Here is a 15,834-nt window from a genome sequence, read left to right on the forward strand (position 1 = left end):
ATTTAACAGGGCCTCTACGAGGCTTTAATGATATTGATAATGCATTGCTATCAACAGGGCGCGCCTACGGAGCTTTTCTCATTTTAATTCCAACAACTATAAACTTTCAGCTGTCAACTTTCTCTTTGATTTGATATTATTTTCTGTAAAATCTGCGAGAACCTGATATTGTTTCATAAATTCTGCATATTTTTCTACCTTTTCTGTCTGTGGGAAATATTCTGCTTCGAAATCGGAGCCCATTTTCTGGCTTGCTTCCTGAACAGTAGGATAAATTCCTGCCGCAACGGCGGCATAGATGGCGGCCCCCAAAGCCGGAGCCTGGTCTGATGCTGCCACGACAATCGGCATATTCAGTACATTAGCCAACGTTTGCATAATGAAAGGTGATTTTCTGGCAACGCCACCGATTCCGATAACTTTTTCGATTTTTACGCCTTCTTCTTCAAAACGGTCGACAATTTTTTTGGCTCCGAAACAAATGGCATTTACCAAAGCTTTGAAAATATGGGGAGCTTTTGTTCCCAGCGAAAGATTATTGATGGCCATTTTCAGTTCCTGATTGGCATCGGGCGTTCTTCTTCCGTTGATCCAATCCAAAGCGACCGGAACAACTTCTGAAAGCGGAATCCTTTCTGCTTCCAAAGTCAGGTTACGGATAATATTGTGTTCTATTTCTTCTTTCAGCAACTGCTTTTGATGGTCATCAATCACACTGGAATTCATCATAATACTTTGAATGGGCCAAATCAAAATATCTTTATACCACGCCAACACATCGCCGAAAGCCGATTGCCCTGCTTCCAATCCCATCAATCCCGGAATAACAGATCCATCGACTTGTCCGCAGATTCCCTTAACGGTTTTGTCTGCGATAATTTCATTAGGGGCCACCATAATATCGCAGGTTGATGTTCCCATAATTCTGATCAGTGTATTTTCTTCTACTTTTGCACCAACCGCTCCGGAATGGGCGTCGAAAGTTCCGACAGCAATTACCGTTTTGGTTGTTAGGCCTAATTTTGTTGCCCATTCTTCGTTCAGGTTGCCTGCAACTTCGTCTGAAGTGTACGTCTTTTCATACAACCTGTCACGAAGTTCTGCCAGCGAAGGATCCAGCTGACCAAGAAAATCTTTGGAAGGAAGCCCATCCCATGACTCGTGCCACATTGCTTTGTGACCCGCAGCGCAACGGCTTCTCTTAAATGTTGCTAAATCCTGATTATCGGAAAGCAAAAACGTAAGGTAATCGCAATGTTCCATCCAGCTGTACGCCGCATTTTTCACTGCTTCATCTTGTCTGTTGATGTGAAGAATTTTAGCCCAAAACCATTCAGAAGAATAGATGCCGCCTTCAAATCTTGTGTAATCTTCACCGCCCCAGTTTCTTGCCAGATGATTGATTTCTTCGGCTTCCCTGATAGAAGTATGGTCTTTCCACAGCATCATCATGGCATTCGGATTTTCTGAAAATTCAGGTAAAAGGGATAAGGCAATTCCTTCTTTATTTACGGGGAGCGGTGATGAACCTGTTGTATCAATACAAATGCTGACAATATTTTCAGGCGCAACGCCACTTTCTTTTACGACCGTTGAAATGGTTCTTTCCAACCCTTCGATATGGTCGAGCGGATGCTGGCGAAATTGATTTTCTTCCGGCTTACAATATTTTCCTTCTTTCCATCTTTGATAATAACTTACGGAAGCCGCTAATTCTGCTCCATTTTCCGTATCAATCAAAACGGCTCGGACAGAGTCTGTTCCGTAGTCTAAGCCGATAACGTATTTTTTCATTAACGTGGATAATTAATTTTTTTGGATTCTTTTAATACATCCTTCGACAAGCTCAGGATGACAACTCTAATACTACCACAATACAAGCATTGTCAGGTTAGTCATTGATAGAGCTAAAAACAAATATAAGATTCTATTTTAAATAAATGTAATTTTTACACTTAATTTTAAATTTTCTTTTATTCATAGTACTTTCCAGTTATTTTATTTTGAGGATTACTAATGAATTTGCCGGAATTTCAACAGAAATTTTTCCTTTTTTAATGGTCTGCGCTTCTTCTTTTGGTGTAATGGTTTCTGACTGGAAATTATTTTCCTCGGAAAGCCCTGAAGAAGTCAGTACAATTTTCGTGAGCTTATTGCCGGGTTTTATACTTTTCGGGGTAATTTCAACTGAAATTTCCTGAGGATTCACATTAACAATTTTAATGATGGTTTCTCCTTTTTCATCATCTTTAACTGCAGAAGCATACAGACTGTTTTCACCTTTCAAAGGTTTGCCGTTTTCGGAGATTTTTATTAGATCAGTTCCTTTGTTATTGGAAAATAATTTCTGAACATAATAATTTGGTGTCGCATAAGACTTCAGATTATTAAACCAAATCAAATCCGGTGTCCATTGCCATCCGTCTGCATGAGCAAATAACGGTGCGTAGGAAGTCATAGCTACTACATCTGCATTGCGTTCCAATCCTGTCATAAAAGCAGCTTCCGATAGTGCGGTCAGCCAATTGTTTTTATTATCAGGTTTTACGACCCCAACCGATTGCGCGGCATATTCCCCTGCAAAAACTTTTGGACCCGAACGGTCGTAATTATCATATCTTCCGGCGTTTTTCATAAACCAATCCGGTGAATTGTAGTAATGCTCATCCACAATTTGGGCATTGAGTTTTTTAAGCTCTTTCCAGCCATATTCGAAGAACTCGCCGTCGGGCGACGGCCCGCTTCCGGAAATGATCTTTATATCGGGATATTTAGCGTGAATTGCTTTTTCAAAAACTTTGTACCGCTCAATATAATCCGCTCCCCATTGCTCATTTCCAACACCGATGAATTTCATGTTAAAAGGTTCCGGATGTCCCATTTCGGTTCGGATCTTTCCCCATTTTGTATTAGGGTCTCCATTTGCAAACTCTATCAAATCCAACGCATCCTGAACATAAGGATCTAAATCTTCCATCTTCACGAGTTCTGCTGTGTTGAACTGGCACGCCATTCCACAACTTAAAATAGGAAGCGGCTCTGCGCCTAAATCCTCCGCCAATTGGAAATATTCAAAAAATCCAAGTCCGAAAGATTGCCAGTAATCCGGTGTGAGACGGTGTGTAAATCCATTATTCCATTTATTGATAAGATTTTCCCGGTCTTCCACTTTACCAATTGTTTTTTTCCATTGGTAGCGTTCTGCCAAAGTTCGTCCTTCAACAATGCAGCCTCCCGGAAAACGTAAAAATCCGGGCTGCAAATCATATAATTTTTGCACTAAATCTTTTCTTAACCCACCTTTTCGACCTTTCCAGGTGTCTTGCGGAAACAAAGAGATCATATCCATATTTACAACACCTTTTCCGGTAAATGTAATCTGAAGCTTCGCTTTTTCAACCGTTTTGGAGGGTGTCAGAACCACAGTATATTTTTGCCAGCCTCCCCCTTTTATGATCGTGGAAACTGAGGAAATCACTGTTCCGTTCTCATCGATAAGACTTGTATTGATTGCAGAAATATTTCCTGAAACATTTTCCAGGTTAAAGCTTAAATCGTATTTCTCGCCCTGATGCAACCCAATTCCTCGGAAGCCTTCATTTTCCAGAACATAATTTTTGTCTTTACAAATCGTGATTCTCGCATAGTTTTTATTGGTTTTGGATTTATCGGTTATAATCGTTAAAAAACCGGAATCCAAGTTTGGTGACAATGTTTTTGTGTTCGGCTGTTTCCAGCCCGTCAACGGTTCATCAAATTCAAAACTGCGGTTTTTAATGAGTTCTGCATATAAGCCGCCATCTGCTGCAAAGTTGATGTCCTCGAAGAAAATACCGTACATCGTTGGCTGGATTTTGATGTTGGTGGAAGTTCCGTCTAAATCGAGAAAATGCTTTTTTACATTTCCATTTTGAGCAGAAAAGAAGGTTACGCTTAGAGAAAATGTGGTGGCGAATATTTTGAATTTTGTTTTCATTTGAGTTGAAAAATTGAATTTTTATTATTGGCAAACCTTATAGGTTTTAAAAACCTGTAAGGTTTCACAGTCTGACAGCTTAATAGACCTTTAGTCGAATGCTTTGTAGTCCGGATTCATCGGAAGTTCCACCGTAGAAAATGGTGTAATCCCCTGCTTTTGGCGCCAGATCATCCACTTTTTCATCATAAAATTTAAATGAATCTTCAGAAATAGTAAGCTGACTACTTTTTGTTTCCCCGGCTTTAATCCATACTCTTTGAAAAGCGCGTAATGTTTTTACCGGAGCAGACGGATCGTTATTTCGTTTTACATACACCTGGATGACTTCTTCTCCATCTCTTGTTGAACTGTTTGTAACCGGAACTGTAATCGTCAGATTTTCATTGGTGTTGATGGTATTTTTGTTAAGTTTGGCGTTTCCATAAACAAATTTTGAATAGCTTAATCCGTGTCCGAAAGCGTATAATGGTTTTTCGGTCATATAACGATAGGTTCTACCCTGCATATCATAGTTTTCAAAGCCCTGATGTTTGCTGGTTTTGGAAAGATTGTTATCCAATTGTGCCAGATTTTTGTAAAAAGTAACCGGCAGTCTTCCTGAAGGATTATAATCTCCCGCCAGAACATCAGCAACGGCAGTTCCGCCAGCTTGTCCGCCGTACCATGCATTAATCAAAGCATCATAATTTTTTTCATCTTGTTCTAATCCCAATGAACTTCCTGTACAAAGCACAAAAACGATTGGTTTTCCGGTCTTTCTCAATTCTGCCAGCAATTCACGCTGCACTTTCGGAAGTTCAATGGACGTTTTGTCTCCTCCTTTGAAACCTTCGGCATTGACCATCATTTCTTCACCTTCCAGACTTGGTGAAAGCCCGCCTGCAAAAACAATGACATCCGCATTTTTCACTTTCTCCCTAACTGCAGCAAAATTCACAGGATCTTTTCTGTACACATCAAACGTGATGCTTACATATTTTCCTTTCTGGGTGTGGCGTAATTCAATATTATATTCCTTGCCTTTTTCCATTTTCACAGGAAATTCTGAAGGATGTCTGGCATCGGGACCCTTTCTGGTGGCAATTTCTTTTCCGTCAACAAAAAGTGTATAGACATCTGATGTGGATGGAGAAAGAATCACATCTCCTGTATATGGACTTTTGAAAATCCCGGAAATAATGGCCGAAGTATTTTCCCTTCCCACATTCGGGGCAAGCTGTGTTCCGCCGAAACTATTGTAATTGATTCCGGTTTTATTAACTGAAATATTGGCAGGATTTCCTTTAAATTCATTATTGTTGAAAAAGGTTACTTTCATTCCTTTTTCGCCGTTTTTCTGACTTAAAAAGTTTTGGTAAAGCGAAGTTCTGGATGATGGGTCGGCAACTTCGGTTCCTTTTTCATAAACAATCTCTGCGTTTGGAAATTTGGTTTTAATTCCATCCAGAATTGTAACAATTGAAGAAGGAGTTCCGTTGTAATTTCCCAGCTGCATCAGTCCGTCATCGGCATTTGGACCGACAACTGCAATTTTTTTGATGCTTTTATTTAAAGGCAACACATTATTCTCATTTTTCATCAATACAATTGATTTCTGAGCCATTTTTAGAGCCTGTTTTTTATGCTCTTCAGAATCCACCACAGAATACGGAATTGAGTTCCAGTGAACGGAAGATTTCGGGTCAAGCATCCCAAGCTCAAACCAGCCTTTCAGAATTCTTCGCATTGAAATATCTAAATCTTTCTCGGTGATTAATCCGCTTGCTAAAGATTTATTCAAATTGTTATACGTATCGCCGCATTCCAGATCTGTGGAATGTTTCAAAGCATCTGCTGCAGTACTTTTTTCGTCGGGATGTGTTCCGTGGTATTGTTTCTGGTAAAAATCTGCGAGTGCCCAGCAATCGGAAACGACCATTCCGTCGTAATTCCATTTTCCGCGGAGGATTTCGGTTAATAAAGTATTGTTGGCACAGCATGGCTGGCCGTCGAAAGCATTATAAGCACACATTACTTCCCTCACATTTCCTTCCAACACCAACGCTTTGAAAGCCGGAAGATAAGTTTCGTACAAATCTCTTTTGGAAACCTCAGCATTGTAGGAATGGCGGTTCCATTCCGGGCCGCTGTGAACGGCGAAGTGTTTGGCGCAGGCGTGGGTTTTGAAATATTTCGGGTCATTTCCCTGAAGGCCTTTTACGGCAGCAACCCCAAAAACAGAAGTAAGATACGGATCTTCACCGTAGGTTTCCTGGCCCCTTCCCCATCTTGGGTCACGGAAAATATTGATATTTGGAGTCCAGAAAGTCAAGCCTTCATAACGCCCGGTTTTTTGGGATTCATCAAAAGATCTGTTGTATTTTGCACGGGCTTCATCAGAAATCATTTCAAAAGTTTTAAAATGTTCCGGAACATCCCAGGTTGCCGCCAATCCTATTGCCTGAGGAAAAACGGTAGCTGTTCCTGCTCTTGCCACACCGTGAAGCGCTTCATTCCACCAGCCGTAACCAGGAATATTCAATCGCGGAACTGCTTTTGAATTGTCCATCATCATTCCGATTTTTTCATCAACCGTTAATAACCCCAGCAGATTTTCAATTCTCTGTTCGACCGGAAGATCGGGATTCTGGAAAGGATATTTAAAATTCTGTGCAGATGATATTGTACAGATAAAGAGAGAGATATTAAACAGCAATTTTTTCATGGGAAAGATTTTAAATTCTTACTATTTATCACAGCCGATTAAGATGATCATTAATGATTGGGTAAGAAAAACAAATATATGATTCTATTTTTAATAAATGTAAAAACAACACTTATTTTTAACTAATTCTTGAGATTTATATTTAAAACCGCCATACGCAATGGGCATGACGGTTATAATAAACATTTAGCTATGATTTTACTGCTTTATAAATTTTTGTGTAAAGACCTGATTAGTTTCATAGGATAACTCGATAAAATAAACGCCTGAAGTAAGTACTGAAATATCAATCCTGTTTTTTCCTGAACTCATTCTCAGATTAGATTTAATCAAACTTCCTTTCGAATCATAAATGGAAGCCGTTGCATTTCGGGATTTCAGTTCTACAAAAATTTCCGCCTTGGCAGGATTAGGATATACTCTGAACTGATTTAACTCTGTTTCTTTTGCAGAAAGCACTGAAAAATTTAACGGCAGAACATTGGCTGAAAACGTATTTTCTTCAGTCAGATAAGCTCTGAAAGGATTAATCGTAGGTTCGCTTCCTGCAGCTATTTTATAAAATCCGGTTAATCCGTTTTCCGTTTTCAACACATAAGCATTAGCAGGAACTTTAATGGTATGATAAACGCCATTCATTTGGTTTACAGTGATCGCTTTCGGGGTTGAAACATTTCCTGTTCCGGTAAAAGTCACATTTCCTATCGCGTTCACCAAAACCGGAGTATTGGCCGGAATAATTCCGTTGGAAACCGGGGTGCAGGAAATTGACGTTGTTCCGGGAGACATCAGGTAAACATTCACACCAGACGGAATATTGGCTTCGAAAGGCAGCAACAACACATCGTAACCGTTAAATGTTCTGCTGTAAGAAGCTGCTCCGGCTGTGAAATTAAATGGTACCTGGAAATCTCTTCCTGAATCTGAAAGAACAAGATTGGAACATGTTGTTCCCGAAATGATATTATTAGCAGTAGCATTTACGTTAGAATTCACATAAAATATATTATTTGAATTAACGCTTAAAGGCTGCCAGTTATTAGTGGCCGTAATTCCTGAAACGGTTCTGAAATCCAGCGATGTATAGTATCCGTTTTCCAGTCCGTCCATCAGATTGCTATCACTGTCCGAATAGGTTCCGTTAAACTTTGAAGCGATTTCGTTTCCGACGTTGAAATACACATCTCCTAAATTTAATGTTAGTACAGAGCTGTAGTTTGAGTTTCTGAGTCCTAAAATACCTTTGCATCCGTCCGTAAGCACCTGTCTTGAAATATCTAATGTGATATCAAAGTTTCCGCCCGACGGAAAATTAATTCTACCATAATTATAGGATTTTGCTACACCCTGACTATTAATATAGTACAAAGTCGTATTATCCGAATAGCTCTGTCCTGCCGTCGTATAACTGTTGACATGCAATATCAGTTTATTGTACCCGTCATTGAGCTGAAGATACCCGTTGGAAGCGGTCATATTGTTACTAAATAATGGACTTGGATTGGAAAACGTAACGGTGGTATTGCTGATATTAAATGCGGTTCCGAAAGCGGCATTCGTTGTCGTTTGCGTTTCTATTTTATTGTAACGGATATTCCCTCCTGTCATTGAAGAGACCGGCCTGTCGGCGCTTTTGTTAAACACGAAAGTCATTACGCTGGACGGAGTTATTTCCACTCCCGGCCGGAAAGTCTGGGCACCGAATGAAACAGGAGTTGTGAGCATATCAGACTGGCTGTTTGTTACCACTTTTGTTCCTGAAGTTGTATAGAAAGGCAGATCTACTTTAAGATTATAAGGGTTTGAGGAAGGATTAATGACCATCAAAACCACCTGATTCCCGTCTGAAGAAATGTAGGAAGATCCCTGAAGCGCACCCGTACTGTCTCCCCAGACCGCTGCAATACGCGTTTTTCCGGTTGTGTATTTGGCAAAGTGAGAAAGAATATAACCCCTTTTGGTTATTACTCCTGTCGCAGTACCGTTGGTACCGTCACCCATCAATCCGTAATACCGTTTTGAGGCGTAATGAATCCAGGCATTGATATTTCCAAGCATGGAATTATTGATGCTTGACGCAAAATTAAAGACATCCAGATTCCAGTTAAAATCGCGTGGTGTCTGGCTGCCTGAGTTCCAGTTGATGAGATATTCCGTCTGCCATATTTCTTTATTATAATTTTGAAACTGCTTGTAAGCAGACTGCATCAATCCGTACTGATGCCCGCCATACACTTCAAAATTAGCCATTGTAGCAGTGTTGAGCATGGCGTTGGCAAAATTATCCGTAAAACCTACACTTTCCGGTGCAATTACTTTACAGTTGATGAGATGACCATAATCTTTTACGAAAGTCGCAATTTGTGTTGGCGTCCAGATGCATCCCTGATACTGCGCCATTTCATCAGGTTCATTCTGAATGGATATATAATCAAGAGCTACACCATTTGTTTGAAGAAAGGTAACGAAACTGTTGAGATATAAGGCATAATCCTGATAGTTTTCCGGCTTTAAGTACCCGATCTGCTGTACGCCGTTGGTATCGGTATACACTGCATTTACATGGTTATTGGTTTTCCATGCTGCGGGCATCGTCCACGGACTTGCAAAAATGGTTAACCCCATTGATTTTGCGAGCTGTGCAGTAGGCAATACCACACTCCAGTTATTACTATCCTCGGGAATATACAATCTCATAATGTTATATCCGGCTGTACTCCCCGCTCCCCAAAGCGTCTGAATTTCGGAGGTTGACATATGGTTATACGCAAACTGCGGACTGCAGACAAACCCACCAAAACCTTTTATATTCTGGTAGGTAATATTCTTATCAATTTTAACGGTGGTAAGCTGTCCGTAACACAAGCTGCTAAAAAGCAGGCACAGCGCATGAATGGTAAAGAGGCTGACTAGTTTTTTCATAATGTTTTAGTTTAATTTTGTGATGTTCAGGTATAAAGTTTTGGGCAAAGAATCCCCTTCAAGACAGTCTGATTAAAAAAAACCGTCAAGAAAAATCTCCTGAAATGATTCAGGCAACGATCGTAAATAGAGTTATATCAGTCTTTTTGCGGTTGTCCTTTCATTTTTGATAAAAACAATATTTAAACTGAAATGAAATTGAGATGAGAGATGTTTATTTCATAAGCAGGTAGTGATTAGGTTACTTATTTTTTGGAAATTTAGTGAAGAATTTCACTTTCGGGTGCACCCAGGTAGGAAGGTTTTAAACCTCCGGTGTTGATCAATATTTTTTCCAAAACAATTCCCGGTTCTAAAACACGGAATCGTAATCTATGTTTTCCGGGCTGTGAAATCATATGCTTTGTAGCTGACTTGATAATATGTTCTGACTGCCATCTTCCCAGTTCTCCTTTGTAATGACCATTGAAATTAACCACTTGCGGAGACTGTCCGTCGAAAGAAATTTCGTAACGCAATCCTTTATTATGGTTGAAATTCAACGTTGGCGCCAGTAAAAGCTGTACCTCGAATTCCCCTTTGGATTCAAAGTTTATGTCATATTCAAGATATATATTTTCATCGGTTTTCGGATAGACGTTTTGAGGGAAAGTAGTAACCCCGGATCTGGTTTTCCCGAAATCAGGAATCACTTCCCAATGGATGCGGCCCGAATTATTAAGCCTTGCAAAATGTTCCGCCTCAATGGAAACGTAACCGTTCTTCTCCTGGAAAACTTTCTCTTTGGAAGCATTATCATCGTAGACGTATGTTACTTCAGGCATGATGTTTTCTTTTCCGTCGGCCCAGGTTTTATACCCGATACGCATCTGGTCCATCATGTGCTGCCATTTTCCTCCGGCAATCTCTGTATTGTATTTACGATCGAGATAGGCATTTCTTTCAAAACACTCTTTTACCCTGTCGGCGTAATAATTTGCCTGTAAATCATATTGAGCGGCCAGTTCCCTGTTTTTGGCAACGGCATAATACATTTCGTACAAATTGCTGCAGGCATCAATCGGGTATAAAACGAGCTGATAATAAGCATCCTGATATTGAGCAGGAATCTGCTCCTTTAATCGCAGAGCATCGATTGCCAAAGTTCTGTATTCATTTAAAACCCTTTCAAATTCATTGTAATTTTCAAGGCTGTAGGTTTTGCTGTCGAGGGTTTCCGGTGTTACTCTACGGTTGTATTTTGCATACAGGTTGATCATCCTTGCAATTTCTTTAGCATGTTTCTCCCCGAACTGCTGTGCAGCCCACTTTTCTGTATATTTTAAAAGATTTTTTGAATTAAACTGTTTCGGGTTCCAGGCCATATCCATAAAAAAGCTGATCGGGAATTCCATCGGTTTTAAATCTCCGACATTTACGACCCAGAGCTTATCTACTTTATGTTCGTAAGATAAATTCATCTGTTCCCAAACGCGCTGGATCGGACTGATATTGATCCATTTTGAATTTCTCGGTCCGCCCACATAATCGAAATGGTAGTAAATTCCGTAACCGCCCTTATGCAAAGGTTTTGAAAGGTCCGGAAGCTTTCTTACATTGCCCCAGTTGTCATCACAGAATAGAAGGATAACATCATCCGGAACGCGCATTCCTTTGTCATAATAATCCTGAACTTCTTTGTACAATGCCCACACCTGTGGTGTTTTTTCCGCTTTTTTCCCGGTAACATCTGCAATAATTTTCCGCTGGTCTTTTACGATTTTTTCCAGCAGGGCGATATTGGTGCCCTCTCCCATTGCTTCATCACCGTCACCGCGCATTCCCACTGTTACGAGTCTTTCCCAGTGGTTGCTTCTTTCGATTCCCGATTTCCAGAATTTCTGTAAAACTTCACTGTTTTTAGCGTAATCCCAAACATTGGGAAGGTTATTTCTTTTGATGTAGCGATGCCAGTCGGTTTGTGCCAAAGCCATCGGTTCATGGTGGGAAGTTCCCATGACAATTCCCATTTCATCAGCTAATGGGCCGTTCAGAGCATCATCGTCATAAAAAGCTTTGCCCCACATTGCCGGCCAGATGTAATTGCCTTTTAAACGCAGAATCAGTTCAAAAACTTTTTCGTAAAATTTGGAATTGATCCCTCCGAAAGTGGCTCTCGCCCAACCTCCGAGGGAAGGTTCTTCGTCATTCAGGAAAATTCCGCGGTATTCCACAGCCGGTTCGCCGTCGGTGTAGATTCCTTTTTTAAAATAAATATTTTCTTTGACCTCAACCGGAACATCCGCCCAATAATACCATGGTGAAATGCCGATCTGCTGTGACATTTCGTAAATTCCGTAAATCGTTCCACGCTTGTCGCTGCCTGCAATTACAATGGCTTCTGAAATTCCGGGATATGGATTGCTTACATTCTGAATAATGTATTTTTCACTTTTTCCTGTTAGTGATTTTCCGTCAATTTTTTTTTGTTTAATTAAATCGTCAATCACCGATTTTGTTCCCACTGTTCCGATGATAATCAATGGCGACTGCTGTGCGGAAAGCTGATTCAGTACATTCGGCTCGGCACCCGTCACTTTTTGAAAATCGGATTGCAGACTTTTAACGGCCCTGAGAATTCCTTTGTCGATTCCCGGATTGGTAAAAACCGAAAGTCCTGAAGTTTTCTCTTTTAAAACAATGGTTTCTGAATTTTTTTCCGTGGTGATGAACGGTTCCGCAGCATCAATGTGCAGACACAATCCGAATAGCATGACCAGAATATAGAATTTTATATGCTTCATAATTTTTTTATTTTCGTTTTTTTTATCAAACCTCATAGGTTTTAAAAACCTATGAGGTTTCTATTCTATGCTAAATCTTGAAGGTTTGAGGATGGTTAATTTCTTAAAACAAAACCACCGTTGGGCTGGATTTCCACAGTAAAATCACCATTTTTGCTTATTTTCACTTCTTTTTCCGAAGAATTTCCTTTCGCATCATCGATAATTAATTTCACCGATTTTCCAGCGAACATCGGAAGACTGATCTTTAATTTCTTAACTGTTTTCTCTGCATTAATTCCGGCAATATACCAATGATCCTGATGTCTTCTGGCGATCACGGAATATTTCCCGGGATCCCCGTCGATGAAAACCGTTTCGTCCCAAAGGGTTGGAATTTCTTTCATAAAATCCAGCTGGAATTTCGGGGCATCCGTCAGGTTATTCGGCATTACGGCGAACATCTGAACGGGATTCTGGAATAATACCGCTGTTGCGAGCTGAAAGCTGTCTGTGGTGTATCTTTTATTTTTATCCTTATTGGATTTCGTTAAAAATTTATTAAGAAAAGTTCCGCCAAACTCCATACTTCCAACCGTGTTTCTGATGAACGGATGCAGTGAAGCGAAGAATGCTTCCTGCTTGCGTACATCTTCAGAAAAATACAGCATTTCGGAGGCTAAAACAGCTTCACTTCCGGCATAATTCGGGTACATGATTTCCCAGCCTCTTGGTAAGGTGGTTCCGTGGAAAACAATGGTTAACCCGAAATCATTGGCATCTGAAAGAATATCTTCATAAAGACGCATGGTTTCCTGCTTGTCGCCACCGAAGAAATCGACTTTTAATCCTTTTACGCCAATTTCTTTGAGCCATTTCATTTCTTTTTTGCGTTCTACGGAAGAACTCATTTTATTTCTCGGGCCCATCGGCGCATCATTGGCCGCACCGTTGGAATTGTACCAAAGCATCAATCCAACATTTTTGGATTTTGCATACTGCACGAGCTCTTTCATCCTTTCTTTTCCTATGTTTTTGTCCCAAAGCGCGTCCATCAGAATGAACTGATAATTCAATGCTGATGCAAGGTCAATGAATTTCACCTGGTCATCATAATTCATACTGTTGTCCTGCCAGAGAATCCAGCTCCAGGTAGATTTCCCGAACTGATATTTCTGTGAGGGTTCATACATCGGCTCTACCACATCAAACGGAACAGTCGTTTCAACAATTGGTTTTAGAGATTCTCCTATGGTAATCGTTCTCCACGGTGTTGATCCGGGCAGGGAAATCGCTGCTCCGGTACTTCCGAACCCGTTGTTTTCAGCCATATCGGGATAAGCGACTTTATACAGACTCTTTTCAGAAGTATTTTCCAGATGAGAAGCACAGTACAGACTGTTCACTCCTGTTTCCGAAAGCAAAATCCAGCCATCATTTCCGAGGCGAAATAATCCCGGAAAAACATATCCGTAATCCGCTTTGACTCCGAGTTCCGCATCGGCTTTATAACCGCTTTCATAGCTTGGTGCGGTGCGGGCAAAACCGGTCATCGGCTTCATCATCGGGGAAAGAAAAGTTGTGGTCTGAGCAGGGAATCGGTAACCTGTAATTTCCGATTGTACAACGGCACTCATGCGGTCTTTCATCGGTAAAAGATGATACCGGAATGCAATATTTTCATTGCTTACCTGAAATTCCATACTGATGCTGAATTGGTTGGCATTGGTAAAACTAACCGTTATTATATTAGCTTTGTAATCAACCTGCGATTTTTTAATTTTCTCGTTGGTGTAGGTTTTGGAAACCTGATCTTTTTTGCTGTCGGTGAATTTTAAATTTTGGGAAAAATCAGATTCATTGGTGATTAAACCTAACGGAGATTTTTCCAACATCTCTTTTCCCTGATAGGTTACATTGTATAGCGCTTTTCCGTTTTCCGAAAAGACATTCAGCTTCAGTTTTCCATCGGGACTGATAACCTCCGCAACCTGCGCGAACACCGAAATTCCGCTCAGCAGGCATAAAAGTAGTGATAGATAAGATACTATTTTAGTCATAATCATTTATTTTCAAGAAAAGTCCAGTAATCGAAAAACATAACATCCTTAGCTGCTTTTCCGTTAAACACAAAATACACATCGTGAACGCCGGTAATTTTTTCTTTTAACTCGGTTTTCACGGTTTCCCATCGGTTGTCTCCGCCTGTCAGCGGTACTTTTACCGTAGCGACAATCGGTCCGGTAACACTGTCCAGACGGACATCCATCGTTACCTCGCTGTTGTGGGTAGTTCCTACTCTTGCGGAAAATGTTGTGGCTCCTTTTTTACCAAAATCAACATTTTTTATACTGGTATAAGCTCCGCTTTTTTTAGCTTTAATAAAAACACCGGCTTCTTTGTTCTGATACGATTTTACATTTTCCGACCAGGCAATGGTTTCTGCCTGATTAAAGCTGTAAGGATTTACCGTTGCGATGGCTTTTGTAATTCCGTTGGTCATCGCAAATGGTGAGATAGAACCATCTTTATTGAATTCCAGTTCCTGAACGCTTACCGAACGGGTAAAACCGCTCCCGCCCGGCAAAGCTCCGTTATGATAGAAGAAATAGGTTTTCCCCTTAAAATCAATGACTCCGGGATGATTGGTAAATGATTTTCCTTCGGCAGGCATAATAACTCCGCCGTATTTCCAGGGGCCCTGTGGATTTTTGCTGGTGGAATAGCCTATGAATTCAGGAAGCGGACCGCCCGGCCAGAAAAGGTAATACAAATTTTTTCTTTTATACAGCCACGGTCCTTCCTCGTACTTTGACGGTCTTTCCGGATTGGGTTTACCATCCCTTTTTCCGAATGATTCTTCGGTCATGGGAACCTCAACGATATTTCCGGAATAGGAAATCATATCTTCATTCAATTTAACATATTTTAATTTCGGGTTTCCCCAATACATATGTGCCTGTCCGTCATCATCAACAAAAACGGTTGGATCGATATCGCCCCACTCGCTCTGCACCAGCGGCTTTCCCAACGGATCGTGAAAAGGTCCAAACGGACTGTCGCCAACCGCTACTCCAATGGCACCTTTGTTATTGGTTTTAGACCACATCGGAACATACATAAAAAATTTGCCGTTCCTTTCTACACACTGAGCTGCCCATGCGTCGCGTTTTGCCCATTCAAATTCGTTATAGGAAAGAATGGTTCCGTGGTCGGTCCAGTTTACCATATCATCAGTGGAATAGACTTTCCAATCGTTCATGGTAAACCATGTGGAATCATCTTCATCATGTGTGGTGTAGACGTAGAGCCTCCCGTTGTGAACCATTGGCGCCGGATCTGCGGTATAATTGGTTTGAATGATGGGATTTTGAGACAACAATATTCCCGAATAGCCTATTAAACAAATGCTTATGATTGATTTTATTGTTTTTTTCATATTTTCGTTTCATTCTTTATTATTCTGA

At 40.6% G+C, this 15,834-nt stretch carries 7 protein-coding genes; all 7 read right to left on the minus strand.

The window, feature by feature from the left end:
• Window positions 1–96: 96 nt before the first annotated feature.
• Window positions 97–1,794, minus strand: a complete 1,698-nt coding sequence (locus BUA76_RS02110) for a ribulokinase (RefSeq protein ID WP_072883165.1) — start codon at window positions 1,792–1,794, stop codon at window positions 97–99.
• 199 nt (window positions 1,795–1,993) lie between these two features.
• The gene (locus BUA76_RS02115; RefSeq protein ID WP_072883166.1) at window positions 1,994–3,976 is read right to left on the minus strand and encodes an alpha-L-arabinofuranosidase C-terminal domain-containing protein; all 1,983 of its coding nucleotides are present in this window, start codon (window positions 3,974–3,976) and stop codon (window positions 1,994–1,996) included.
• 79 nt (window positions 3,977–4,055) lie between these two features.
• Window positions 4,056–6,683: a glycoside hydrolase family 3 C-terminal domain-containing protein gene (locus BUA76_RS02120; protein ID WP_072883167.1), complete on the minus strand. Its 2,628-nt coding sequence runs from the start codon at window positions 6,681–6,683 to the stop codon at window positions 4,056–4,058.
• 198 nt (window positions 6,684–6,881) lie between these two features.
• Complete coding sequence (locus tag BUA76_RS02125) at window positions 6,882–9,605, minus strand: T9SS type A sorting domain-containing protein (RefSeq protein ID WP_072883168.1); 2,724 nt, start codon at window positions 9,603–9,605, stop codon at window positions 6,882–6,884.
• 260 nt (window positions 9,606–9,865) lie between these two features.
• A complete protein-coding gene (locus BUA76_RS02130; RefSeq protein WP_072883370.1) occupies window positions 9,866–12,388 on the minus strand; it encodes a glycosyl hydrolase 115 family protein in 2,523 nt (840 codons plus the stop codon).
• Between the two features lie 95 nt (window positions 12,389–12,483).
• Window positions 12,484–14,427, minus strand: coding sequence for a glycoside hydrolase family 97 protein (locus BUA76_RS02135; RefSeq protein WP_072883371.1), 1,944 nt, complete (start codon window positions 14,425–14,427; stop codon window positions 12,484–12,486).
• Between the two features lie 2 nt (window positions 14,428–14,429).
• Window positions 14,430–15,806: a glycoside hydrolase family 43 protein gene (locus tag BUA76_RS02140; RefSeq protein WP_072883169.1), complete on the minus strand. Its 1,377-nt coding sequence runs from the start codon at window positions 15,804–15,806 to the stop codon at window positions 14,430–14,432.
• Between the last annotated feature and the right edge of the window lie 28 nt (window positions 15,807–15,834).

The organism is Chryseobacterium takakiae (assembly GCF_900129385.1).
Classification (GTDB): Bacteria; Bacteroidota; Bacteroidia; order Flavobacteriales; family Weeksellaceae; genus Chryseobacterium; species Chryseobacterium takakiae.

Coding starts and splice junctions, on each gene's coding strand:
- BUA76_RS02130 (WP_072883370.1), bottom strand. CDS start 12,388: ATGAAGCATATAAAATTCTATATTCTGGTCATGCTATTCGGATTGTGT.
- BUA76_RS02125 (WP_072883168.1), bottom strand. CDS start 9,605: ATGAAAAAACTAGTCAGCCTCTTTACCATTCATGCGCTGTGCCTGCTT.
- BUA76_RS02115 (WP_072883166.1), bottom strand. CDS start 3,976: ATGAAAACAAAATTCAAAATATTCGCCACCACATTTTCTCTAAGCGTA.
- BUA76_RS02120 (WP_072883167.1), bottom strand. CDS start 6,683: ATGAAAAAATTGCTGTTTAATATCTCTCTCTTTATCTGTACAATATCA.
- BUA76_RS02110 (WP_072883165.1), bottom strand. CDS start 1,794: ATGAAAAAATACGTTATCGGCTTAGACTACGGAACAGACTCTGTCCGA.
- BUA76_RS02135 (WP_072883371.1), bottom strand. CDS start 14,427: ATGACTAAAATAGTATCTTATCTATCACTACTTTTATGCCTGCTGAGC.
- BUA76_RS02140 (WP_072883169.1), bottom strand. CDS start 15,806: ATGAAAAAAACAATAAAATCAATCATAAGCATTTGTTTAATAGGCTAT.